General features: G+C 43.4%; 23 protein-coding genes, 2 tRNA genes and 2 rRNA genes. 22 read left to right on the top strand and 5 right to left on the bottom strand.

What is annotated here, in order from left to right; genetic code table 11:
* The 11 genes from B6K08_RS07495 to B6K08_RS07445 form a co-directional block, all read left to right on the top strand.
* A 23S ribosomal RNA gene (locus B6K08_RS07495) occupies positions 1–321 on the top strand; the annotation flags it as partial.
* A 64-nt stretch (positions 322–385) separates the two neighbouring features.
* Positions 386–502: ribosomal RNA gene (gene rrf / locus B6K08_RS07490) — 5S ribosomal RNA — on the top strand.
* Between the two features lie 217 nt (positions 503–719).
* On the top strand, positions 720–2,696 hold the full coding sequence (locus B6K08_RS07485) for a methyl-accepting chemotaxis protein (protein WP_039208704.1): 1,977 nt from the start codon (positions 720–722) through the stop codon (positions 2,694–2,696).
* A gap of 79 nt (positions 2,697–2,775) precedes the next feature.
* The gene (locus tag B6K08_RS07480; RefSeq protein WP_039208700.1) at positions 2,776–4,065 is read left to right on the top strand and encodes a DUF3298 and DUF4163 domain-containing protein; all 1,290 of its coding nucleotides are present in this window, start codon (positions 2,776–2,778) and stop codon (positions 4,063–4,065) included.
* A 169-nt stretch (positions 4,066–4,234) separates the two neighbouring features.
* A complete protein-coding gene (locus tag B6K08_RS07475; RefSeq protein WP_027398005.1) occupies positions 4,235–4,447 on the top strand; it encodes a hypothetical protein in 213 nt (70 codons plus the stop codon).
* Positions 4,448–4,550: 103 nt separating this feature from the next.
* Positions 4,551–5,057, top strand: coding sequence for an HMA2 domain-containing protein (locus B6K08_RS14270; RefSeq protein WP_327078472.1), 507 nt, complete (start codon positions 4,551–4,553; stop codon positions 5,055–5,057).
* Positions 5,058–5,061: 4 nt separating this feature from the next.
* Positions 5,062–5,673: an HMA2 domain-containing protein gene (locus tag B6K08_RS07465; RefSeq protein WP_039208696.1), complete on the top strand. Its 612-nt coding sequence runs from the start codon at positions 5,062–5,064 to the stop codon at positions 5,671–5,673.
* Entirely contained in the window at positions 5,673–7,754 is a 2,082-nt protein-coding gene (locus tag B6K08_RS07460; protein ID WP_039208695.1) for a heavy metal translocating P-type ATPase, read from the top strand. The genes B6K08_RS07465 and B6K08_RS07460 overlap by 1 nt, the downstream gene beginning before the upstream one ends.
* 169 nt (positions 7,755–7,923) lie before the next feature.
* Positions 7,924–8,268: an Hpt domain-containing protein gene (locus tag B6K08_RS07455; protein WP_052212184.1), complete on the top strand. Its 345-nt coding sequence runs from the start codon at positions 7,924–7,926 to the stop codon at positions 8,266–8,268.
* A 269-nt stretch (positions 8,269–8,537) separates the two neighbouring features.
* Positions 8,538–8,614 (top strand) — tRNA-Pro (locus B6K08_RS07450).
* Positions 8,615–8,623: 9 nt separating this feature from the next.
* Positions 8,624–8,700 (top strand) — tRNA-Arg (locus B6K08_RS07445).
* A 221-nt stretch (positions 8,701–8,921) separates the two neighbouring features.
* Here the strand turns inward: B6K08_RS07445 and B6K08_RS14195 are convergent.
* The 5 genes from B6K08_RS14195 to B6K08_RS07420 form a co-directional block, all read right to left on the bottom strand.
* Complete coding sequence (locus B6K08_RS14195) at positions 8,922–9,080, bottom strand: helix-turn-helix domain-containing protein (protein WP_072033471.1); 159 nt, start codon at positions 9,078–9,080, stop codon at positions 8,922–8,924.
* A gap of 149 nt (positions 9,081–9,229) precedes the next feature.
* Entirely contained in the window at positions 9,230–9,493 is a 264-nt protein-coding gene (locus tag B6K08_RS07435; protein ID WP_039208692.1) for a Txe/YoeB family addiction module toxin, read from the bottom strand.
* Entirely contained in the window at positions 9,486–9,743 is a 258-nt protein-coding gene (locus B6K08_RS07430) for a type II toxin-antitoxin system RelB/DinJ family antitoxin (protein ID WP_039208690.1), read from the bottom strand. Before B6K08_RS07430 ends, B6K08_RS07435 begins: the two co-directional genes overlap by 8 nt.
* A 144-nt stretch (positions 9,744–9,887) precedes the next feature.
* Entirely contained in the window at positions 9,888–10,211 is a 324-nt protein-coding gene (locus B6K08_RS07425) for a type II toxin-antitoxin system RelE family toxin (RefSeq protein WP_039208689.1), read from the bottom strand.
* The gene (locus tag B6K08_RS07420) at positions 10,208–10,534 is read right to left on the bottom strand and encodes a type II toxin-antitoxin system Phd/YefM family antitoxin (protein WP_052212183.1); all 327 of its coding nucleotides are present in this window, start codon (positions 10,532–10,534) and stop codon (positions 10,208–10,210) included. Before B6K08_RS07420 ends, B6K08_RS07425 begins: the two co-directional genes overlap by 4 nt.
* Positions 10,535–10,628: 94 nt before the next feature.
* On the opposite strand from B6K08_RS07420, the gene B6K08_RS13975 reads away from it, so the two are divergent.
* The 11 genes from B6K08_RS13975 (at position 10,629) to B6K08_RS07365 (ending at position 23,510) form a co-directional block, all read left to right on the top strand.
* A complete protein-coding gene (locus tag B6K08_RS13975; RefSeq protein ID WP_039208687.1) occupies positions 10,629–10,880 on the top strand; it encodes a recombinase family protein in 252 nt (83 codons plus the stop codon).
* Between the two features lie 167 nt (positions 10,881–11,047).
* Positions 11,048–11,299 (top strand): UPF0175 family protein, encoded by a 252-nt coding sequence (locus tag B6K08_RS07410; protein ID WP_039208685.1) that lies wholly within the window; start codon positions 11,048–11,050, stop codon positions 11,297–11,299.
* Positions 11,292–11,777, top strand: a complete 486-nt coding sequence (locus tag B6K08_RS07405; protein WP_039208683.1) for a PIN domain-containing protein — start codon at positions 11,292–11,294, stop codon at positions 11,775–11,777. The genes B6K08_RS07410 and B6K08_RS07405 overlap by 8 nt, the downstream gene beginning before the upstream one ends.
* A 364-nt stretch (positions 11,778–12,141) precedes the next feature.
* On the top strand, positions 12,142–12,546 hold the full coding sequence (locus B6K08_RS07400; protein ID WP_039208680.1) for a YkvA family protein: 405 nt from the start codon (positions 12,142–12,144) through the stop codon (positions 12,544–12,546).
* Between the two features lie 109 nt (positions 12,547–12,655).
* Positions 12,656–14,371, top strand: coding sequence for a methyl-accepting chemotaxis protein (locus B6K08_RS07395; RefSeq protein WP_039208677.1), 1,716 nt, complete (start codon positions 12,656–12,658; stop codon positions 14,369–14,371).
* A gap of 150 nt (positions 14,372–14,521) precedes the next feature.
* Positions 14,522–15,751: a L,D-transpeptidase family protein gene (locus B6K08_RS14060; RefSeq protein WP_234985295.1), complete on the top strand. Its 1,230-nt coding sequence runs from the start codon at positions 14,522–14,524 to the stop codon at positions 15,749–15,751.
* A gap of 33 nt (positions 15,752–15,784) precedes the next feature.
* Positions 15,785–17,281 carry an NAD-dependent dihydropyrimidine dehydrogenase subunit PreA gene (gene preA / locus B6K08_RS07385; protein ID WP_080325830.1) on the top strand — a complete coding sequence of 499 codons (1,497 nt, stop codon included), beginning with the start codon at positions 15,785–15,787 and terminating at the stop codon, positions 17,279–17,281.
* Between the two features lie 99 nt (positions 17,282–17,380).
* A complete protein-coding gene (locus tag B6K08_RS07380; protein ID WP_039209045.1) occupies positions 17,381–20,230 on the top strand; it encodes an AAA family ATPase in 2,850 nt (949 codons plus the stop codon).
* A gap of 80 nt (positions 20,231–20,310) precedes the next feature.
* Positions 20,311–20,583, top strand: coding sequence for a YhdT family protein (locus tag B6K08_RS07375; RefSeq protein WP_039209052.1), 273 nt, complete (start codon positions 20,311–20,313; stop codon positions 20,581–20,583).
* Entirely contained in the window at positions 20,580–22,064 is a 1,485-nt protein-coding gene (gene panF / locus B6K08_RS07370) for a sodium/pantothenate symporter (RefSeq protein ID WP_080325829.1), read from the top strand. Before B6K08_RS07375 ends, panF begins: the two co-directional genes overlap by 4 nt.
* A gap of 45 nt (positions 22,065–22,109) precedes the next feature.
* Complete coding sequence (locus tag B6K08_RS07365; protein WP_080325828.1) at positions 22,110–23,510, top strand: alanine/glycine:cation symporter family protein; 1,401 nt, start codon at positions 22,110–22,112, stop codon at positions 23,508–23,510.
* Positions 23,511–23,547 lie beyond the last annotated feature (37 nt).

Below are 23,547 nucleotides of genomic sequence, written 5' to 3'. Positions count from 1 at the left end.
CTGGGTTCAGAACGTCGTGAGACAGTTCGGTCCATATCCATCGCGGGCGTAAGAGATTTGAAGGGAGCTGCTCCTAGTACGAGAGGACCGGAGTGGACGAACCAACGGTGTACCAGTTATGACGCCAGTTGTACAGCTGGGTAGCTGCGTTCGGAAGGGATAAACGCTGAAAGCATCTAAGCGTGAAACCCGCCTTGAGATGAGATCTCTCACAGAGTAATCTGGTAAGACTCCTTATAGACGATGAGGTAGATAGGCTGGAAGTGGAAGCGTGGTGACATGTGAAGCGGACCAGTACTAATAAGTCGAGGGCTTAACTTAAAAAGCACTCTTAAGATGAGCTTGTTTCTGTATAGTTTTGGAGGTACATACTTCCAATTGAATATCCGGTGATGATGGCTATGTGGTCCCACCTGTTCCCATTCCGAACACAGTAGTTAAGCACATAAACGCCGAAAGTACTTGGCTGGAGACGGCCTGGGAGGATAGGAAGTTGCCGGTTAATAAAAAAGACTGTCTGTTGGCAGTCTTTTTTATTATGCAGATTTGTATTTTTCACGGGTCGTCTCCAGCCAATCCTTCCACAAAACAATCTAATGTTTTTCGAAAAAAGATGATTCAATTTAGCAGGAAAATTAAGCTAAAATATAGAATAATAAATTTCACATGGTGTTTCGGATGTTCAGTCTTTTATTTAAGTAATGCAAGGGAGTGGTTATATGAATGTTAAGCAAAAGTTTTTTGCACTAGCTGGTATAGCTGGTCTTATCATGGCTATTGTATCGGGAATCGGATATTTTACAGCTTCCAGCGCGGTTAATGAAACTACTGAAGAAAAGATTGTTTCCATTATTCACGCAGATAATAACGCTGCGGAGGCCTGGCTGCTACAAAAGGGGCAGCTGGGTGAAGGGGTTGCATCTATTCTTACCAATTTATCAGCTGATCAGGAGGCTATGGCCAGAAGTCATGAGCTTACTCAGGCAGTAACAAGTGATAAAGAAGTAACTAACCTTATCAATGCCATGGAGGATGGCTACTGTATGGCACGCACTGGTGGTAACCAGACAGGTCAGGCAGAATGGACAAAACGTGCGTGGTATACTCAGGCCAAGGCTGCAGGTAAACTGATTTTTACAGATCCGTATAAATCAAAGACAACCGGTGATATTGTGTGTGCAGCTGGTATACCTTATACCAGAAGTGGTGCTCCAAGCGGTGTAGTAAGCGTTACGTTTAAGACGGATACCCTTTCAGAATTAGCAAAAAATATAAAATACGATGGGGAAGGCAAGGGTATGATAATAAATCCTACCTCTGCTCTTATTTTGGCCTCTGCTGATGAAAGCGAGAATTTGCAGTCTGCCAAGGATAGTCCTATTTTAAAGAATCATCTTAGTGATATGGCATCTAATAAGTCTGGCTATTTTATAGATGATGTGGACGGGACGGAAATGGTTATTGCCTACGAGAGTATGCCAGTCACAGGCTGGGTTACAGCTGTAGCTGTACCAGCAGATTTTGTATTTGCTGATATTGCAAGATTAAAGTTGATATATAGCTTCCTTACTATTATAGGTATTGTGTTGATAATGGCTTCCCTGTTGTTCTTCTCTAATAATGTGGTTAACAGCATTAGTGGACTTGTAGGACACATGAAGGAAATGTCAGAGGGGAATTTGCATTTGTCTGATTTGGAGGTTAAATCTAATGATGAATTTGGACAGATGGCAGGACAGTTTAACACGATGCGTGATAATATTCATGGATTGATTACCCAAATGTCCCATTCTGCTGAGCAGGTTGCTTCCAGTTCAGAAGAATTAACAGCCAGCTCCCAGCAGGCAGCAGATGCAGCAACTCACGTGGCTCAAACCGTTGTTGGTGTGGCTAGTGGCATGGAAAGACAGCTTTCAAGTGTTACTGAAGCTAAGGACAATATAGATAGAGCCTTTGTAGATATAAATGCAATGACGGAAAAGGCCGGGGTAGTCACAGAAAATACTGAGAATATGGCTACTTCTGCAGAGCATGGCGCTCAGCTTATGCGTAATGCTATGGATAAAATGGGTGGTATCGAGCAGAGCGTTTCTCATTCAGCGGAGGTTGTTAAGAAATTAGGGGAGAATTCCCAGCAAATTGGTGCTATTGTGGAAAGTATTTCTGCTATTGCTGATCAGACCAACCTGCTGGCATTGAATGCAGCTATTGAGGCTGCCCGGGCAGGTGAAGCCGGCAGAGGATTTGCTGTAGTTGCCGAGGAAGTCAGAAAACTTGCTGAACAGTCACGTGAATCTACGGAGGAAATTAAAAGCCGTATTTCCACTATTCAGTCCGATACAGAGAAGGCTGTAGCCGCCATGAAAACCGGTACCGAGGAGGTAGCTCTGGGTACCCAGGCTATTCGTGAGGTGGGCGAGCAGTTCAAGGATATTACGGATAGAGTAGCTTCCATAAAGAATGAAATGAATGAAATAAATTCCGCAGTTCAGACTGTTTCAAAAGGAATGCAGGAAGTGGTAACGGCAGTGGACGAAATCGACACTATTAGCCGTAATACTTCTAAAGAAACGCAGACCATTTCTGCTGCAGCTGAGGAGCAGTCAGCTTCCAGCGAAGAAATTGCTTCTGCTTCTCACTCGTTGTCAAGTCTGGCTGGCAAGCTACAGGACGAAACCAGAAGATTTAAATTGTAAAAGCTGTTAGTCTAATATCGGGCTGTGTCTATGTGCATGGCCCGTTTTGACTATCTGTAAGTACGAGGGGGAGATGGCAGTGTTTCAATACAAAGGTCTAAAAAAAGCAATAGTGGCTGGAATGGTGCTGGCACTTAGTGCTTCTCTATGCGAGGCTGAAATACCTGTGGATAGGTCTATTCAGCCTGTTCAGCTTTCGGTAAATACCAAATATTACTGGGATGGAGACAAGGATGGGGACTTGCTTTGGTCCTCAAAAACACTTGTTAGTGTGGTAGGCTCCGAAAAGGGAAAGGGAATATCAGGCCTTCAGGATAGTCTTTGGCAATATTGCAAAGATGTAAATAAGAAGCACAAGGATATAAGGGAAGGTATACTTGATGCAGCAAAGCAGGAAAAGGCTTTGCGTAAGGAATATCAGCCCTATGTATTTTATCCCTTTGAGCATTGCACAGATGTATATATTCGCCGGGCTGATACTGTTGCTACCAGTCTGTTGGAATTTTCTCATACCTATGAAGGTGGGGTACATGGTATGTACGGTGTTCGGGGAAGGAATTTTGATTCCAGGTCAGGCAAGGAATTGAGCCTAACAGATGTATTTACCGATACCAATGTGCTTATAGGAGCTATTGAAGCTCAGCTTCGCCGTGATTATCCAAAAGCTACCTTTATGGAGGAGGGCAGCACTCTGATGGAGGATATGGTTTCCAGAATGGTATTGGATGAAGTTATCTCCTGGAGCCTTGATCCTTGTGGTGCTACATTCTACTTTAACCCGTATGTTATTGGTTGTTATGCTGAAGGTATATTTAATGCCACTATTCTCTATGATGATTATCCAGGGCTGTTTAAAGAAAAATATGCTTCTATGCCAGCCAGCTACTGTATGGAGCTGTATCCTTATTTACCGGTACGTACTGGCTTTGCCGATGGTAGCAGCACTGTTGTTGAGGTGGGAGGTACAGACAGTGGTGTTCGTGTAGTGGCAGGGGGACAAACCTTGGTGGATAGTGGTTTCAAGGGAGAAGCTCGCCCGGTGTTGGTAAGTCTGGCAGACGGCAGGCGGTATTTATATGTGGATGCAGTGGAGGAAGGGGAACAGTTCGAGCGTACCAGGGTATATGATATCTCAAACGGAGCCCCAGTTACTGTACCTTTTAAGAATTGGCTCAGCCGCCGGGAAAACGTGCCTGCCAACTATAAAAGGGCAAATTTTGATAAAAATAAGAAAATGGAGAAAAACTTTTATATTATGTCAGATCCAGATGATTTCTTTATGACAGCCTTCAATGAAGAAACTGGCGAAACATATAAGGAAGTATTTAAGATTGGAGCCGATGGCATCCCGGAACAATTAATTAGATAAAAATAACTGGACTCGATTTGAATAATGGATTATAATAATGATAACAATTATTATTTCCATAAAGCCACCAAATAATTAAGTATCTTTATTATTGAACATAAGCTAACAAAAGTGTTATAATTGTAGCGAAGTTATTCTTCGTTGTTATATGTTGAAGGAGGAAAATTTAATGTTTCAGAAGACAGATTTTTGGATTGGTTTAGCAGTTGGTGCAGTTGCAGGCATTTTTGGCTATCGTTTCATGCAGGAGCGTGAGCAGCAGATGGCAGCTATGCAGCAGTCCATGCTTCCAGCAGGTCAGGTTCCTTTAGCTGAACTTCAGCGTCAGAAGGAAGAGCTTGAGGACATGATTGCAGCTCAGGAAGCAGCTCAGGCTGAGTAATTGCGCGATTTAATTGAGGTTGCTTTGGAATATCTGGAGCAGCCTCTTTTTTCTTATTAAAGATATTTAATAGAGACTCATTTGGCTGTGGGAGTGAAGCAGTATGGATAAAAAGAGTTTTAAAAATACAATTAAGAATATGCCGTTGTCTTTGCCAATGGGAGCAGCAGCCATTGGAACTGCAGCTTCTTTATGGTTTGCCAATAAAAGGGTACATACCCTGTGTGGCATGATATGGCTTGGAGTATCTGCAGTACATACTTGGCAGCATTACAAAAAAGTAAGACAGGATGCGGCAAAGGTGGTAAATAAAATGGGATTAATGGATGTTTTAAATCTTCCAAAGAGTAAATTGGATTTGTTTGTACGCTCCGTGGAAGTGTCTTCGTATATACCTGGACGTGTGCGCTTGTACAGCAAGGCCCTTATCGGTAATAAAGCAAAGTGCCAGCAGGTCCTGGAATATCTGCATGGGGTTGGGGAATTGGATGAAGTGAAGGTAAACGAAGTTACTGGTTCTATTTTGATTTTATATACCCCTCAGATATTGCGAGCCAATAAAGAATTAATTAGGGTGGAGGAATATATCAAAACCCATGTGAGGAGGTAACATAATGTCATTTATGTCTGGAATTATGATGGGGGCTGCCATCGGGCGTAATATCCATGAAATAATTGGCGGTAAAAAACGCTGGAGGGGCAAGGCAAATGCCATGGCAACGGGCAAAATAAGCAAAGGCAGTTGCTGTGGCAAAGGTCATGCTAAAGCAGAGGAGTTTGCCTTAGTAAGTAAATTGCCAGGACGTCGTCGTTATCGGATTCAAGCTTTGGTAAACAATGCTGCTCTAGGTGCTCTTATTGAGAAGAAGCTTAAAGAGGATAGAAAGATTTCCAAGGTGGAAATCAATTTTCTTACAGGCAGTCTTTTAATCATCCATAAAAAAGATGACAAGGCAATGGATTCTCTGATGGTGCAGATAAAATCAATGATTCCTGTAAAAAAAGGAAAGGCACCTGTTATTTATGCCACTAATTGGTATAACACCACTGATTCTCTTAATAGTCGTGTAAGATGCCTGACTCATGGCTGGTTTGACTTGTCAACCCTTTTGTCAGTGTTCTTTTTGATTCGCGGTATTCGTAAGATGTTGCTATTGGGGCAGCGACCATCTGGTCCTACCATGGTATGGTGGGCTCTTCACATGATGAAGGGGTGGAAGTTTTAATGGCTTTTAAATGTTATAGCATAAAATTGGGGGCACGATTGTCCCAGCCTGACAGCAGAATGCTCTGCGTTCGTCTCAGAGCTTTATCGGGTATAGTTTCTGCTGTTGTGTCCGGCATGGAGCTAAAAATATGGTACTACGGTGTATTTCCAGCTTCTAAGGTAAATTTGCTGGTGGCCAGTATTATGAATTCCTACAAAAAGCAGGGCGAAGAGCCGGAAATGGCGGATTATCGCCGTGAAGCTCTTTTGTCTGTGGGCAGCTTTATTGCCATGCAGCTTCTCAAAAAGGCTTCACCTGGGGCTTTTGCCAGCGTAAAGCTGTTACGCAGTGCTCTGATTTTGTATATTTCCCGTAATTTCATAAAAAATGGTGTTACGGGACTGGTAAGGGATAACAGGCCAAATGCGGATACCTTAACTGCTACAGCAGTGGTGGCCTCAGTATTAGCAGGTAAGCCAGAATCCAGCCTCAGTTTACTGGCTCTTTCCAATGGTGCGGAAATGCTTACAAGCTATGCGGCTGAAAAGGCCCGTGGTCATATTTCCGGATTGCTGAATTTGAACCAGCCTTATGTATGGCTGGTGGATAATGGTATTGAGCGAAAGGTTCCAGTAAAGGAAATTAAGGCTGGGGATATTATTGCAGCCCATACTGGAGAAAAAATCTGTATCGATGGACAGGTATTGTCGGGAACAGCGGCCATTAATCAGGCATCCATTACCGGAGAATCAGCACCTGCCATGAAGAAAAAGGGATTGCCAGTGTACGCAGGCAGTGTGGTGGAAGCTGGTGAGGTTGTTATCAAGGTTGAGAAGGTGGGAGATGATACTTCCCTTGCCCATGTAGTACACTTGGTGGAGGAGGCCCAGACCAGAAGGGCTCCGGTACAGAATTTTGCCGATACCATGGCAAACCTTTTGGTGCCAATTTCCTTCCTGGGAGCGGCTATTGTTTATGGTGCCACCAGGGATTGGCAAAGGGTGTTGAATCTTCTCTTTATTGACTTCTCCTGCGGTCTGAAGCTGTCTACGGCTACAGCGATTTCTGCGGCTATTGGTGCTGCAGCCAGAAAGGGTATATTGGTAAAGGGTGGCAACTATATTGAGGCTCTGGCAGATACTGATACAGTAGTGCTGGATAAAACAGGTACCATTACCATTGGCGTGCCTCAGGTATCTTCAATCCTTACAGTGGAGAATGTGGATGAAAAGGAGCTGCTGCTTTTGGCAGCTTCAGCCGAGCATCATTCGGTACATCCACTGGCAGTGGCAATTCAAAAGTATGTCAAGGACAAGGAATGGACAGTACCACAGCATAAATCCTCCAAGACCATTGTAGCCCGTGGTATGACGGCAATTGTACCGGATTTTGAGGACTATAAAGGCGGCGAGGTGCTGGTGGGTAGTGCCAAGCTCATGCAGGAGCGGAACGTTTCCGGTATGGAGCAAATAACCGTGGAAGACATTACCATGGGTTATATTTATGTTTCCAGAGATGGCAAGCTGTTGGGGGCTATTGGCATAAAGGATCCTATTCGCCCGTTAATGAAAAAGACCTTAAATCAGATGCGTCGCCATGGTGTGGATGAAGTAGTAATGCTCACCGGTGATTCCAAAGCCGTTGCCAGCGAAGTGGCAAGGGATATGGATATCGATGCTTATCATGCCGAGGTGCTGCCGGAGGATAAGGCAAACCATGTAATGAAGCTGAAAAAACGTGGAACCGTTATGATGGTAGGAGATGGCATAAACGATGCACCAGCTCTGGCCTTTGCTCATGTGGGTGTAACCCTGGGAGGCAGACAGACGGATTTGGCGGCTGAATCTTCAGCAGTAACTATTCGCTCCGAGGATCCTACACGCCTGATAGAGGCTTTACAGCTGGGACGGCGTACTATGAACCTTATCCACCAGAATTTTACGGCAACTATTATGGTAAATTCTGCGGCTATGATTCTGGGGGCCCTGGGAGTTATTAATCCTCTGTGGTCGGCAGTGATTCATAACACAGCAACTTTGGCGGTGGTATTGAATAGTGCCCGCATATTGGCACCAGATAAAAGGCGGATGGCCGGATAATTAACGATTAATGAATTATATGGGGCTTTTCAACGATAATCTGTTGGAGAGCCCTATTAATTTGTTAATAATTTACTATCCATAAAATATGGTGTATGCTATACTTAACAATAGGAGAGTATGACAATAGTTTATCAATATTCTATTTTTACTATAAGGAGTGACGATTATGTCAGCTTTAACAGACACCTTAAAATCTATGGGATGCGGAATTGACGAGGCTATGGCCAGATTCTTGAATAATGAGGCCTTTTATGAAAAGTGTTTTAAGAAGTTCCTTGATGATACTGTTTTTGAGGGCTTGGGGGCAGCTTTGTCCACAAACAGTGTAGAGGATGGCTTTAGCATGGCCCATAACCTGAAGGGTGTTAGTGCAAATCTTGGTATTACTCCTATGTACGAAATCGTTGCTGCTCTGACCGAGGAGCTGCGTGCCGGTAATATGCCAGCTGATGCCATGGACAGATATAATGAGATTATTAAGATGCGTGATGATTTGAAGCGTCTGGTGTAATTTTATTTTCTTGTTTAAAAATATATATAACGAGCTTTAAGATGTCCCCCACCTCTTTAGGTGGGGGATAGCAAACTACAACAGCTGGCGAGCATATCTCCCAGCTCGTTGCGACACGAACGAAGTGAGTTAGTCCTTTAGGGAAACGCTAATTGGAAGATTTTTCTTCTAAAGAAGAAAAATTTGAGCAATGGCGTTATAAATTACTTGACATGGTCTGCAAATTAGTATATTATATATTGTGTTGACGCGTTAAGCGAAGGCACGATCGGGGCATGGCTCAGTTTGGTAGAGCACCTGGCTTGGGACCAGGGGGTCGCAGGTTCGAATCCTGCTGCTCCGACCATTTTTATTTGCGACAGTAGCTCAGTTGGATAGAGCAACGGCCTTCTAAGCCGTGGGTCGGGGGTTCGAATCCCTCCTGTCGCACCATTTAAAAATAACCTCAAAGTCTTGTGTATCAAGGCTTTGGGGCTTTTTTATTTTCAGGCGAAATCTGAGCATTTGTCCACATTAGCATTTTGTACCCCAATAGCAAAATAGAGAATGTAAAAAATGTAATTAATTTAGGTAATGTTTGACTACAGTTTAAGTATAATTATACAAATTACAAAATAGTTTTCCCCTTGGTCGTTATAACCAAGGGGAATTTTTCATTTTATAGCAGTTTGGATGTACTCGTTGACACTGGTTTGAGGAATCTTCCATATCCGTTTAATTCTAAAGGCTTTGATTTTCCCAGACCTCAGTAATTCATAAGCAGCGTTTTTACCGATTGAAAGCTGTTCACACAGCTCTTCTAAGGATAGTATAGGTGTTGGTTCTTTATTGAAAGACCTGTAAAAAAGATAACATCAAAACTTGTAAAGGTTATGGAGGAGGTATCCAATGTCCCAAAGAACGGAACGTCAACAATAATATAAAAATAGCTCCCTGCATAACACAGAGAGCTGTACCGATACTACTTATCCCGGTAATGAGAGCCACATTGGACTATTTTTATGGTGTCATTCTCAATCTTATAGACTATACGGTTAGCATCATCAATGCGCCGGCTCCAGTAACCAGACAGATTCTCACCCAGAGGTTCCGGTTTTCCGATACCAGAGTACCCGTTTCTGTCAATATCTTTTATGAGATTCAGAATCCGCTTTAAGGTTTTCTTGTCCTGCTTTTGCCAATAGCAGAAATCATCCCAAGCGTCATCAGTCCATGATTTAATCAACGTATTTTACCTCATGGACAGTACCGCCAGTTGCTTCCATCTGAGCAATAGATGCTTTCAAACGTGAAATATTCTCATCGGAGTAAAACGGATCAGCGGACACTTCAAAAGGGATACGGCGTTCTCTACATACTTTCTTTGCGAAAATGGTAAAAGCTGTAGTCATGGTCATTCCCATGTCTTTGCAAACAGCTTCCATCTTTGTTTTTAATTCTTTTTCCAAGCGGAAATTTACAGCTACCTGCTCCATTTCGATTACCTCCTTTTTATTCAATTATAAAGAAAAATAAAGACATTGTAAAGAAAATTCATTACAAGATAGGAGCGATAATATGTCAGATGAGCGTCAAATATGACACATAACAACACCACTACTCCAAGCAGCGGTTCATAATCATAATTTTTGTATTCTTTTTTCGGCCAATTCGTAAACGTCATTATCTGCCCTGACTCCGATAATAATTATCCTCATACCCTTTTCATCTCGCTTTAAATCGTATACTATCCTGATTCCAAGTTTCAGTAATTTGATTTTGAGAAGGCCGGATAGATTGATGCCGTGTTTGTTGCCAAGGGGCTTTCCGTAACCACCCTCATCAGTAGGCAACGGATTCTTGGCAACTTTGCTGATTCCTTTCAGCACGATATTCCTTTGGGAACCATCAAGTCTATCCAAGTCATCTTCGGCTTCTGGTATATACTCGATGCTCCAGCTCATTCTATTTCAACATCCTCCATTTCATCAAGGTCATCTTGGCTGATGCCATACTTCTTCATGATTTCCTCATGGCTAATAGTTTTACCGGAAGTATGGGAAAGACGGTCTTTGGCCATTGCCAAGAGTCTCATATCTTCAAGTTCGTCCAATAAAGATATGTATTCCTCAGGGGACATTAACACACATTCAGGAATATTATTTTTGATTACAACTTTAGGCCCGTTGCTGCGCACATCTGCGAATATTTTGCCGGCCATACCTTTATTGAAATTAGAAATAGGAACAGAATTTTGGATTGCACTTCTAACAGATACGGTTCTCATAGTAAATCACCATCCTCAATTATATTATAGTATTTATAGATATATTTATCAATCAATATATCGTTTGATTTAATAATAAATAAGGAGAAAGCATATGAATAAAATATATGGTTATGCACGTATCAGTAGGAAAGAGCAATCTATAGACCGGCAGATTCGGAATATAAGAGCAGCATGTCCAGATGTCCACGTAGTGCAGGAGGCGGAGGCTGGTGTTCCAGTGAAAGTAGTGAGTGAAAGATTAGGCCACAGTTCTGCAAAAATGACCCTTGATGTATACGCCCATGTTATAGCTCACCAGCAGGATAAGGCTGTAGCTGCCTTGGAAAAATATATGAAAGAATAGTGTGCCCATGCCCATTGGAGGCATGGCACAAGCTCTGGCGATACGCCAGGGCTTTTTTAGATTGTGCAGAAAGTGGAACGAATATGCTAAATAATATGCTATAATAAGGAAAATATAGGAATCGATAATAATATTTGTGACTCTAAATGTTTGATGGAGGCGATAATATGTGTCAGGTTGCAATAAATATACCAGAAGAAGTGCTATACGATACTTGCATGAATCGTATAGAGGCTGAGCAAATGGTGAAGCGTGCCACAGCTTTGTATTGCTATGTGAACCATCACGTTTCTATAGGTTATTGTGCTGAAATAGCCGGAATGTCAGAAGAGGATTTTATGCTTTTCTTAGGGCAGAACAAAGTGTCTGTGTTTAATTATGATGCGGATGAATTGCAAGAGGATTTTGATAATGCGTGATGTGATTGTAAATTCTACACCTATGATAATTTTGAGTAAAATAGGAATGTTGGATATATTACACAAAATGTATGGTAATGTCATTATTCCTCAGGCTGTCTTTGATGAAGTGACTGTAAAAGATGATTCTGCGTGCCACACTATAAAGACATTGGAATGGGTCAATGTAAGGAGTATTGCCTCGCAGGATGACAGGAGAATGTATAAAGCTAAACTTCACGCTGGTGAAGTTGAGGTAATGATTTTGGCCCAGGAGCTGGGTGAGGATGTTTTGACTGTCATTGATGATAATGCGGCCAGAAAAACGGCCCGTTATCTTGGGATAAAGGTAACTGGTACAGTCGGTGTTTTGATGAAAGCTAAAAAACTTGGGTATATAGATAGCGTAAAGAAATGTATTGCCATGATGCGCAGGGCTGGTTTTTATGTTAGTACTGAGTTGGAAAGGGTGGCTTTGGACAAAGTTGGAGAAGCTTAGGGATTGACAATATATACATGTTATTCTCATGATTATTCATGGAGTTTTAATAGGTGCACACAAAAGCTTTGTACCACAATTTGTACCCCAACAGCAAAACAAACAATGTGTAAAATGTAGACATTGGGCTGAAAGAATGTAAAAAAGTAGTGTATATAATGGACAAATGGCAGGAAAAACGCAGGATAAAGCCCACCGAGCTTCTTCTAAGCCGTGGGTCGGGGGTTCGAATCCCTCCTGTCGCACCATTTGGAACTAACCTCAAAGTCTTGTATATCAAGGCTTTGGGGATTTTTTATTTTAATGTATCTTTAGCAGGAAAGAAGTATTGCTTTGTAGAAATGTAGCTGTCGAGGTGGTTATAATGAAGGATAAAACAATTGATGTTGATTTCAGCAAAATTAAAGTAGAGAAATATGTGGATGATTATTCTGAGGAAGGACTTTGGAATAAAATAAAGGAAAATGTTACTGCCATTGGTATTGGCCTTATTTATAAGGCGTTGCAGCTTTATTATGTGGCCCAGTCCCCCAATTGCCCCATGAGAGTTAAGGCTGGAATTTATGGTGCCTTGGGATATTTGATTTCCCCATTTGACTTTATTCCAGATTTTACACCAATAGCCGGTTATACCGATGATGCTGCAGCCATTGGCATAGCCCTGCTTTTGGCACAGATGTACATTAACGATGACATTAAGGCCCAGGCCAAGGGGAAAATAAAAGATATTTTGGGGGTAAAGGCTTTGGAAAAGTTGAATGAGGGTTAAACGAATTTTTTGTTTTCAAGAATTATTAAAAAAATTTAAAGGATTTTAACTTTGAAGATAGAATACTTGCAATAAGTGAATGATTATAGTAAGAAAAGAGGGGATGTAAATGAATTTTTTTTACAATTTGAAGATGGTGTATAAGATATTAACCCTTGTGGTAATTGCCGCTATCGGTATGGCTCTCATCGGCTATCGTGGGTATTCCACCATATCTGAATCCCGTGATTCATTGGAGGTTATTTATCAAAAAAATATGCAGCAACTGTATTGCATAGGTGAGATAAAATACATGCTCCGTGACATGCAGTCAAGAGGTGCCCTTTCCCTGTCCGCCAAGGATCAGAAGCGAATTGATGATTTGAGAAATGACCAGAAGGAAATAAGGGAAAACTTTGAATCCAACTGGAAGCTGTATGAGCAGGCTACATCAGGAACTGAGGCAGAGAAAGCCAATGCCGCTATTCTGGAAAAGTGGAAGGTTTTTGGCGCTGCCATTGATCAAGTAATTGCTTTGGCAGAAGCCAATAATAAGGATGAGGGTGCAACATACCTCAGTAAAAATGCCGGTGATGCCACCAAGCAGCTGCGTTTATTGTTGGAGGCTCAGCAAAAGCAGGCCCAAGAAAATTCTCAGGCCCTTTTTGAGAAGATGGAAAGTGATGCGACTTCAGCCAGCAGAATGATGGTTTTGTTCAGTGTTGCTGCTTTGATTGCCCTGTTTGCTTTCTCCATGCTGATTATTAAAGCAATTACTGGCCCGTTGAATAGAATGATGGAGACCTGTCGCCATATGGGTGATGGAGATTTTCGTATTACTCCTCGTACCATCACCACTACCGATGAAATAGGTGAGCTGGCAGATACAGTATGTATTATGCGTGAAAACCTTAATAAGCTTATGCGTCAGACCAGCTCCAGTGCTGAACAGATTGCGGCTGCCGGTGAAGAGCTGACCGCCAGTGCCCAGCAGTCAGCCCAGGCCTCTACTCAGGTGGCTCAGTCCGTAACTGATGCTGCCGGTGCAGTGCAGATACAGCAGGGAGCTATCGAGTCCAGTACCCAGGCAGTCAGCAATATAAATGATTCCGTATCTGCCATTGATAATCAGTCCAATAATGTGGCATCCAGAGCAGATTCTGCAGCAAAGTCTGCGGCACAGGGCTTAAAATCCATTGAGGAGACAATTAAGCAGATTCGTAATGGTGCTGTTGGGGTTCAGGATTCCTCAGAAATTGTGGATAGGCTGGGAGAAAGCTCTCAGGAGATTGGTACTATCGTAGAGACAATTTCCGGTATAGCGGAGCAGACCAATTTGCTGGCGCTCAATGCGGCTATTGAGGCTGCCCGTGCTGGAGAACATGGTCGTGGCTTTGCTGTAGTAGCTGAGGAGGTCCGTAAGCTGGCCGAGCAGTCCGGTGAAGCCGCTCAAAAGATTACCCAGCTTATTACGGGGATTCAGCAGGAAACCCAGCAGGCGGTTACTTCTATGCAGAAGGGCAGAGCTACAGTGGATGCTGGGGCTGAGTCTGTGGCTAATCTGCGACAGAATTTTATAGAAATAGAGTCACTGGTAAATGAAGTTACCCAGGAGGTCAAGCAGATGAGTCAGGCCGTTCATTCCGCAACCTCCGATACAGAGAATATCACTACACAGGTGGAAAATATCGATAAGCAGGGACGTGCGGTTTCTGACGAAATGCAGACTGTTTCGGCTGCTACAGAGGAGCAGTCAGCTTCTGCCAGCGAAATTGCCACTGCCAGTGAATCCTTGTCAAAATTGGCTGAAGACCTGCAGCATTCGTTGCACCAGTTTAAGTTTTAATTGAGTGTAGGTTGAAATTGGACATAAAGAAATAAACTATAATAACCCCAGAGTCAAATCATATTGGCTTTGGGGTTATTATTTTGCTAAAAAGGTATTTGAAGATGAAGGTCGAATATATCAAGATAATAAGACTATTATGGAGGTGCTATGATGGTTAAACTTTTAGGTTACATATTAAGGACGACAGTGACTGCAATGATGTTGGCAGTTGTGCTGGTGGCATTGTCATCAGGAGAGGCATTGGCAAAGGACAGTACCTTCTATACCAGTAATGGGTATCGGCTTGAGGTTCCCAACAAGTATAAGGATGACTTATTGACCACTACCATTTTTGATAAGTACGAAGGGACACTGTTCTCTGTATCAGAAAAGAAATCCGTGGAGGAGAGCAGGGCAGCTGGTATGCGCTATGACGGCATGGGCTGGCTGTTCAGTATCGGCAAGATTAATGAAAAACAATTAAATGAAATGCTTTGTTATGATATGTCCGGTGTGGAAATTTTTGCCAGGGATATATCTGGTATGTACTATGTATTCAGACACCCAACGGATGTGCGTTATCATAGGTCTACTATAGAGGAAATGAAAGAGGACCAGGCTAAGTGGACTGAATTGGTACAGTGGGGCTATAAATATGTAAGGGATGAATTTGTTAAGAATAATCCTGGGTTAGTGTCAGTAGCTTTTAATAATGATGAGGTTATGGATAGCTGGCGCAATGCCATGGCAAATTATAAGGGATACACTGAAGGTAGTTACGAGGCATCTCCAGCTTGGGTGCAGCAGCTTCCTGAGGCACAAAAGGCAAAGCAGCTTTTTGTGGTGGCTGGCATAGGGGATACTACTGCCTGGGTTTCTATGCACGAAAGGGATTGGGATGGTAACTGGAAAGAGATAATGACAACTCCTGGAATTATTGGGAAAAATGGTTTAGGAAAAAATAAGGAAGGGGATGGCAGGACTCCGGTAGGAACATTCTGCTTCAATGCGGCCTTTGGCATTGCCCCTGATCCTGGCTGCGCTATCCCTTATCGTCAGGTGGATGAAAATATATATTGGTCCGGAGATGTTCGTCCGGGCATGAAATATAATGAAATGGTGGATATCCGAAGCTTGCCGGCCTTGGATAAGGATAGCAGTGAACGTATTGTGGATTATAATCCTCAATATCTTTACTGTATGAATATCAGCTATAATGCTGAGGGCCTTCCGGGGGCTGGGTCGGCTATATTCCTCCATTCCTTTGGCCCACAAAAGCCATATACTGGTGGGTGTGTAGCCATTCCGTTGGACAAAATGGAATTTGTAATGAAGCATGTTCAGCCGGATTGTGTGGTAGTAATTAATACTTTGGAAAAGCTGGGTGGTAGCCTTTAAGGCTCATTTTGTGTGTAAGTAGGAGTGAGTGTGATGTTTTTGCAGCCCAATATAAAAAGGCGGGATATGATAAATTGTGCCCTGTGTGATAATGCACCCTGCGATGAGGCGTGTCCATACAAGCTTAACCCAGGTGAAAAGCTAAGAGAAATATGGTTGGGAGGCGAGCATCATGCGGTGTCCTTTTTGCCGGAAACAGACGCTTGTGCAGCTTGTGATGCCCTCTGCGAAAAGGCCTGTGTTCGCCCGGGGCTGGTGCCTATAAAAGGGCTGATTACCCGTCTTAGAAATGAAGTAAAGCCAGTGATAACAAAGGAGCAGCTGGCTGATGAAAGCATTTTGCAGACGGATATTTGTGGCATACCTTTGGAAAATCCATTTTTGCTATCTTCCTCTGTTGTAGGCAGCAATTATGATATGTGTGCCAGAGCTTTTGAGGCAGGATGGGCTGGGGTTTCCTTTAAAACGATATGCAATTTTGATATTCACGAGGCATCTCCAAGGTATTCTGCCATAACCGGTGGCAGCAGCAGTATTATAGGCTTCAAGAATATTGAGCAGCTTTCTGATCACAGTGTGGTAGAAAATATGAAGATATTTAAGGAGTTGAAACGGGATTACCCAAATAAATTTCTTATGGCTTCTATCATGGGCCGGGATGATGAAGAATGGGAGAGCTTGGCGCGGCTTTGTGAGGAAAATGGGGCGGATGCAATAGAGCTTAATTTTTCTTGTCCAAACATGATGGAAGGTGGTCTTGGTTCAGATATTGGACAAAATCCTGTATTTGTGGAACGGTTTACCAGAGCGGCCTGCCGTGGAGTAACAATTCCGGTTTTGGCAAAGCTGACCCCCAATGTGGCTTCTATGAATGAAGCGGCAGAGGCAGCCAAAAGGGGCGGCGCTAAGGGAATTTCGGCTATCAACACCGTTAAAAGTATTATGCGTATAAATCTGGATACTTATGTTTCCAGCCCAGCGGTAGGTAATGACTCTGCGGTGGGGGGATATAGTGGTAATGCAATAAAGCCTATAGCTTTAAGATATATTACGGAGCTTGGGAAAAATCCGAATATCTCTGGCCTTCATATTAGTGGTATGGGAGGTATTGAGACATGGCAGGATGCCACGGAGTTTATGCTGCTGGGGGCAGGCTCAGTACAGGTAACTACCGCTGTAATGCAATATGGCTATAGGATAATCAAGGATTTAAAGGCGGGGCTTAATTATTATCTAAGGGTAATAGGCGATAACAGTGTAAAGGATATAGTGGGGCTGGCCTTGGAGCATGTCAGCAATACCACGGATTCTCTGGAACGGGACACGGTTGTTTATCCAAAATTCCTTAGAAATAAGTGTATCGGATGCGGTCGCTGTCGCATATCCTGTGCAGACGGTGGACATCAGGCCATAACCATGAAGGAAAGAAAGCCTATTTTGGATCCTAAGCGGTGTATAGGATGCCACTTATGCTTGCTGGTGTGCCCAGCCGGAGCAATAGAATCCTCCGGGAAAAGGGTAAAGAAATGAAATAATTTAGATTAGCCATCCCTCTTGGAGCTATCATGGACCAAGGAGGATGGCTTATCAGTTGAATAAAGGACAATATTGTACCCAAGGGGGATTATTATGAAGCGAAACAAGAAAAAAGAGCTGGTGGAGCTATCCAAGAATACCAAGACCCTTTACCAGACGTTATGTGCCAATATTAAGGGGCAGGATGCAGCCATACATTATTTCGTTCAGGGAATTTTTAAGGGCCAGTTTATTCCTGAATCATCGGGGCAGACACTTCATAATATTTTCCTGCTATCGGGGCCTCCTGGTATCGGCAAGTCCCGTCTGGCTCATATTACGGCAGATGTACTGAAGCGCAGTATTTTGGAAATTAATCTGGATATGAACGCGGCTGAAACCTTTGCCAAGGATTTGGTTAATACCGTAAGCGGCAGCAAAAAGACTGGTAGGATTACAAAATTCGTGGAGGAAAATCCCAGCGGCATTTTGCTTCTGAAAAATATAGAAAAGGCCAGTCCAAAGGTGGTTTCTGCTATAAGCCAGATCATTGAAACGGGCCGTGTGGTGGATGCCTCTACGGGAAAGTCGATATCCTTTGGGGAGAGTATCATTATTTTTACTACCCATGTAGGGGCGGAGCTGTATCTAAATGACAATCTTGGCTCCATGCTGCCTAAATCAGTGATTTTGGGCTCCTTTGCCAAGGAGCTGGAAGAATCTGATTTTCCTATTATTTTCTTCTACGAATATTTTAATAATGAAAATATCATTTTCTTCAAGGACATGGCGGTTAACCATTTGCTGGAGCTCATGGAGCAGAGCTTTTTTGACTTTGCCAATGAAATAAAAAATGAGTATGGCTATGATATGGATTTGGACCCGGATATGCTGAATCTGTGTCTGTTTAATCAGTGTGATATGATAGATGCCAATTCTGTATTGCCTCTCAGCAGGGCATTTCTTAAAAATGAGTTTTATGAATTAAGCCGTCATTTGGCACCAGATGCTCTTACAAAAATCCAGAAAATTATTTTCACGGTGGAGCGTCCTGAGCTGGAGAGCCCTATGGCTACGTTGTTCAATTACAAGGAAAAGCCTCAGGTGCTGCTGGTGGCAGACAGGGAAAAGTATAAATGTCTGCTGGAAAATGAATTTATAGATTACATTTTTGTCACCAGTATTGATGAGGCGGTGAAAACCCTGTCCAATACTATTCTTTCCTTTGTGGTGGTGGACCTTATGGAAGGAGTGGAAGACAGGGGATTTAATGTGCTGAGCTTGGACGATGAGGTGTCAGTAGGTCTTGGAGTTTTTGAAATTGTTCGTGAGAATCTTCCAACCCTGCCAGTTTACCTCATTAAGCACGACAACATTACCATGGCGGATTACTTTACCTTTATGCAAAAAGGGGCTCGGGGGACTGTGGATCTTTCCGTGGACCGTGAACACGCCCAGGCGGAAATGCTGCTGGTTGCACGGGATACCCTTATTCAGAAGAACTATGATGCCCTTCAACGGGAGGATTTAATAGTAAAATATAACACGGCTCAGCAGATTTCTGATGATGGCAAGACAGCTGAAGTAATTTTCTATGATTTCGATTTTGAAACCCTAAAGGGACCGGATCCGGTGGATGAGTATCTTGAGGAGGAGAAGGAACCACGGTATTTTGATGATATAGTGGGAGGTACAAGTGCCAAAGAGGATTTAAAATACCTGAAGGAGTATTTGGTTAATCCTGAGGCCTTTGTGATGAAATATCACAGTGTGCCGGGGGGAGTTCTGCTCTTTGGTTCCGCTGATGCAGGGAAGGTTTCTCTGGCCAGGGCGTTGGCTACTGAGGCAGAGGCCAGCCTGTTGATGATAACTCCATCAAGATTGGCTGACCTTACGCCTGAGGGGGCCTGCCAGTTATTAAAGGATCTTTTTGAAAAGGCCATTCGTGAGGCACCGGCGGTTATTCTGATAGAGAAGTTTGACCTGTTGATAAAGGCCTGTGGACTGGGGGCTGTAAGAACATTTATTAATGGTATCAAGGATATAAAAAATTGCGGTTCCCCGGTACTATTTGTGGGAACTATGAATTGGTCCCATTCCACTGTTTCTGATGAAAATTCTGAGTTGGATCCGGAGCTGCTGCACCTTTTGGAGCACAAGATATATGTTCGTTTGCCTGACCGTGATGAACGTATTGCTGGTATCAAGAAAGCCCTAAACAATAAAGGAATAACAACAATTCCTGATACCATTATCAATAATATTGCAGATCGTGTTTTTGGACATAGTATAGCGGATATTAATGAGTTTATTTCTTTGGCTACCCGTATGGCCTTAAAGCAGCAAAAAGAGGTGGACAGTGATATTCTTTCAGACGCCCTTGACGAGCTGACATTTGGTCAAAAGCATGATTGGGAGGAGATTAACTATTTTGCCACTGCAGTGCACGAGGCGGGACATGCTTATCTTTTGTGGCTTACCGGTGAGCAGTCATCCTTTGTAACTATTGTGGGCCGGGAGGAATACGGTGGCTACACCAAGCCGAAGGTAAATGAAAAAATCTCCAAGAACTACAATCGTCAGTGGTATGTTGACAAGATACGTGTTAGCTTGGCGGGACGTGCAGCTGAGGTGGTTTTCTTCGGGGAAAAGGAAGGGGTCAATGCCGGTATTAGCGGCGATTTGGAAAATGCTACTGTTCATGCTGTTCTGATGGTTAATAATCTAGGTATGGGTAAACAGCTTCGGGCCTATATACCATTGGAAACCCTTTCTGTAAGTCCGGCGGCGGTGAAGGTTTATGAAGAGGCAAATGAAATAATACAGCAGGAATACGAAAACACCTTGAAAATTGTAAAAAAAGGCAAGAAAGCTATTAAGGCACTGGCAGACAAGCTGGTGGAGAAATATCAGCTTACAGGTCCTGAAATAGACGAAATTTTTGCCAAGTTTAAGAAGGCATAGTATAATTACAGGTGTTGAGGACACTGGTTGGACAAGCTTTGTTTAATTTTATGGCCAGGTTCTACAGAAAGGTGCTTTGTATGTCAGAAAAAGAAAAATACCTTCAGATTCGCAGGGAAGCCATGTGGACCGGCATAACCCTATTGATTTTGATTGTCTTTTGGGTGTTGGCCGGATTCGGTCTGGCTGGTGTGGATATTAAGGTTTTTGGACTGCCGCTTTGGGCTGTTGCCGGAACCTTCGGCGTGTGGATTTTTGCCATGGTTTTGGTAAAGCTGCTTACTACCTTTGTTTTCAAGGACATTGATTTGGAAACAGATGGTACTCCTTCCCGAAAGGGGGGACAGCCATGAATGGCGATATAAGTCAGCTTTTACCTCTTTTAGGTTATATGGCCTTTATGATTGGTATCAGCTTCTATGTACGTCATCAGCAGCAGTCAGGGTTGATGAATAATTTTGTCAAGACCTACTTCATTGGCAATCGGGACTTGGGTGGATTTGTTCTTGCCATGACTACTGTTGCCACCTACAGCTCCGTAAGCTCCTTTGTCGGTGGGCCTGGCGTGGCTTGGAATGTGGGCTTTGGCTGGGTTTATATGGCTGTGGTTCAGGTAACTGCGGTATTTTTGGTGCTGGGCATATTCGGCAAGCGGGTGGCATTGCTGGCCAGCAAGTTTAATGCGGTAACGGTGGTTGATATTATTCGTCATCGGTATAAGTCGGATTTATTGGCAGAGATTTCTGCATTTATTATAGTTTTGTTCTTTTGTGCTACTATGGTTGCCCAGTTTGTGGGCGGTGCCAAGCTATTTGAAGCGGTGACCGGGTATAGCTATGTGACGGGATTGATTCTTTTTGGTGCCATGGTAGTGGTATATACCACCATTGGTGGCTTTAGGGCAGTGGCCATTACGGATACCTGTTGTGCTGTAATGATGATGATTGGCATTATGATGCTGGTATATTTTGTTCTTCAGGCCGGTGGCGGCTACGACAGCATAGTGGCACATCTGGAAACAAATCGTCCCGATATGCTGGAGCCACTTTCCGGCGGCAAGATGCCTTATGGCTTGTATCTTACCCAGTGGATTTTGGTGGGTATCTGTACTATTGCACTGCCACAGTCAGTGGTAAGGGGCTTGGCCTTCAAGAACAATAAAAGTCTGGTTAGAGCCATGCTTATTGGTACTTTCGCGGTAGGCTTTATGAATATTGGTGTAAATCTCACTGGTATTCTGGGACAGGGAGTGATGACGGGGGCTCCTGCTGATTATGGCGGAACTGACAGCATTATTCCGCGCATCGTGGTAACGGCAATGCCAGCCACTTTGGCAAGTATTGCGATAATTGGTCCCCTTTCTGCCAGCATTTCCACCATCAGCAGTTTGCTGTTGGTAGGCTCGTCAGCAATTATTAAGGATATTTATCTCTATCGTCAGGAGAGAAAGGGCAATAAGCCGGGAGATGGCAAGCTGCGTATCTTGTCCATGCTGGCAACGGCAGTCATTGGTGCCATAGTATTTTTTATTGCGATGACCCCGCCAAGCCTTATTTGGCTTATTAATATGTTTGCTTTTGGAGGTCTGGAAACTGCTTTCTTCTGGACACTTTTGCTGGGGCTTTATTGGCCAAGGGCAAATAAGACCGGAGCCATGCTTTCTATGGTGGGGGGGACAGTGCTTTATTGCCTTGCTCAGGGCATGGGCTTTAAGATTATGGGGCTTCACCAGATAACCATTGGTATTACTGTTTCATTGATTTTGTTCTTGATAGGTTCTTACGTGGGTAAGTCTGAGGATAAAGAAACTTTAGGGGATTTTTTCCCTGAATAGGGAAATTTATATTTATTTTTAAAAGGAAAAGGGGTAGATAAGAAAATGTTGGATGCGTTAATTGGAGAAATCTCTAACTTCATGTATGGCAAGTTGTTGATTGTCATGATTCTGGGCGTAGGTTTTTATTACACACTACGGACCAGATTTGTCCAGATTCGTCTTTTCGGGGAGACGTTGAAGGTTATCATGGAGAAAAAAGAGGGACAGAAGGTATCATCCTTCCAGGCTTTGATGGTTTCCACTGCTTCCAGAGTTGGTACTGGTAACATCATTGGTGTTTCCACAGCACTGTGTCTGGGCGGCTTTGGTTCCATGTTTTGGATGTGGCTGGCTGCATTTTTGGGCGGCGGAGCTGCATTCGTGGAGAGCACTTTGGCTCAGGTGTATAAGAAGCGCGGTGAACACTCCAGCTATGGTGGCCCGGCCTATTACATTGAGAGTGCCCTTCATAACAGATTTGTGGCAATTATCTTTGCATTGGCACTGATTTGTACTTATGGTGTTGGTTTTAATATGCTGTGTGCATATAACCTCCAATCTACATTCTCTGGATTCACATTCTACAACCCTGCCAGCACACCATGGGTTATTGGTGGAGTCCTGGCAGTTCTTGTGGGATGGTGTATCTTTGGTGGTGGCCGCAGAATTATCAAGGCTACTTCCGCATTGGTTCCTCTTATGGGCCTTATTTATGTTGTCGTAGCATTAATCGTAGTGATTATGAACATTGGCCTTTTGCCAAGTGTTTTTGACACTATTTTCACTCAGGCCTTTGATTTTGAAGCAATTTTTGGTGGCTTCACCGGTTCCTGTGTAATGTTTGGTATCAAGCGCGGTCTGTTCTCCAATGAGGCAGGTGTAGGTTCTGCGCCAAATGCCGCAGCTGCAGCAGATGTTTCCCATCCTGTAAAGCAGGGCCTTGTTCAGATGTTCTCAGTATTTATTGATACTATGATTCTCTGTACTGCTACTGCTTTTCTGTGCATGAGCTCCGGTGTGGCTCCTACCAAGGAATTGGCCGGTGCCCCATTCGTTCAGGCATCCCTTGATGCAACCCTGGGCTCTGGTGCCGGTGTGTTCCTGACAATTTCCATGCTGCTCTTTGCGTTTACTACATTGCTGGGTAATCTTTATTATGTAGATAACTGTCTGGCTTATGTAAACGGCAAGGTGCCTGGGAAGCTGTTTATGACCGTTTATCGTACATTTGCTGCACTGGTTATTTTTGTAGGTGCCGGTCTCAGTATGGATCTTCTGTGGAATCTGGCAGACGTGCTTATGGGCTGCATGGCCATCATCAACCTGCCTGTAATCGTTATTTTGGGCAGTCAGGCAATGGCATGTCTCAGAGATTACGAAAGCCAGAGAAATGAAGGGAAGGATCCTGTATTTTATGCCAAGGATATTGGGATTACTGATAGCCTTGATTATTGGCAGAAGTAATAAAATAAAAAGTAATAAAATTTGTTGACAAGCAATG

The sequence above is a fragment of the Anaerovibrio lipolyticus DSM 3074 genome (assembly GCF_900141865.1).
Lineage (GTDB): Bacteria > Bacillota > Negativicutes > Selenomonadales > Selenomonadaceae > Anaerovibrio > Anaerovibrio lipolyticus.
Note: the sequence above shows the minus strand (reverse complement) of the source record. Positions and strands in the feature narration are given on the sequence as shown.

Excerpts from the sequence above, each read along its gene's own strand:
- B6K08_RS07485 (WP_039208704.1), top strand. The coding sequence starts at position 720 with ATGAATGTTAAGCAAAAGTTTTTTGCACTAGCTGGTATAGCTGGTCTT.
- B6K08_RS07475 (WP_027398005.1), top strand. The coding sequence starts at position 4,235 with ATGTTTCAGAAGACAGATTTTTGGATTGGTTTAGCAGTTGGTGCAGTT.
- B6K08_RS14270 (WP_327078472.1), top strand. The coding sequence starts at position 4,551 with ATGGATAAAAAGAGTTTTAAAAATACAATTAAGAATATGCCGTTGTCT.
- B6K08_RS07465 (WP_039208696.1), top strand. The coding sequence starts at position 5,062 with ATGTCATTTATGTCTGGAATTATGATGGGGGCTGCCATCGGGCGTAAT.
- B6K08_RS07460 (WP_039208695.1), top strand. The coding sequence starts at position 5,673 with ATGGCTTTTAAATGTTATAGCATAAAATTGGGGGCACGATTGTCCCAG.
- B6K08_RS07455 (WP_052212184.1), top strand. The coding sequence starts at position 7,924 with ATGTCAGCTTTAACAGACACCTTAAAATCTATGGGATGCGGAATTGAC.
- B6K08_RS07430 (WP_039208690.1), bottom strand. The coding sequence starts at position 9,743 with ATGGAGCAGGTAGCTGTAAATTTCCGCTTGGAAAAAGAATTAAAAACA.
- B6K08_RS07425 (WP_039208689.1), bottom strand. The coding sequence starts at position 10,211 with ATGAGCTGGAGCATCGAGTATATACCAGAAGCCGAAGATGACTTGGAT.
- B6K08_RS07420 (WP_052212183.1), bottom strand. The coding sequence starts at position 10,534 with ATGAGAACCGTATCTGTTAGAAGTGCAATCCAAAATTCTGTTCCTATT.
- B6K08_RS13975 (WP_039208687.1), top strand. The coding sequence starts at position 10,629 with ATGAATAAAATATATGGTTATGCACGTATCAGTAGGAAAGAGCAATCT.
- B6K08_RS07410 (WP_039208685.1), top strand. The coding sequence starts at position 11,048 with ATGTGTCAGGTTGCAATAAATATACCAGAAGAAGTGCTATACGATACT.
- B6K08_RS07405 (WP_039208683.1), top strand. The coding sequence starts at position 11,292 with ATGCGTGATGTGATTGTAAATTCTACACCTATGATAATTTTGAGTAAA.
- B6K08_RS07400 (WP_039208680.1), top strand. The coding sequence starts at position 12,142 with ATGAAGGATAAAACAATTGATGTTGATTTCAGCAAAATTAAAGTAGAG.
- B6K08_RS07395 (WP_039208677.1), top strand. The coding sequence starts at position 12,656 with ATGAATTTTTTTTACAATTTGAAGATGGTGTATAAGATATTAACCCTT.
- B6K08_RS14060 (WP_234985295.1), top strand. The coding sequence starts at position 14,522 with ATGATGGTTAAACTTTTAGGTTACATATTAAGGACGACAGTGACTGCA.
- preA (WP_080325830.1), top strand. The coding sequence starts at position 15,785 with ATGTTTTTGCAGCCCAATATAAAAAGGCGGGATATGATAAATTGTGCC.
- B6K08_RS07380 (WP_039209045.1), top strand. The coding sequence starts at position 17,381 with ATGAAGCGAAACAAGAAAAAAGAGCTGGTGGAGCTATCCAAGAATACC.
- B6K08_RS07375 (WP_039209052.1), top strand. The coding sequence starts at position 20,311 with ATGTCAGAAAAAGAAAAATACCTTCAGATTCGCAGGGAAGCCATGTGG.
- panF (WP_080325829.1), top strand. The coding sequence starts at position 20,580 with ATGAATGGCGATATAAGTCAGCTTTTACCTCTTTTAGGTTATATGGCC.
- B6K08_RS07365 (WP_080325828.1), top strand. The coding sequence starts at position 22,110 with ATGTTGGATGCGTTAATTGGAGAAATCTCTAACTTCATGTATGGCAAG.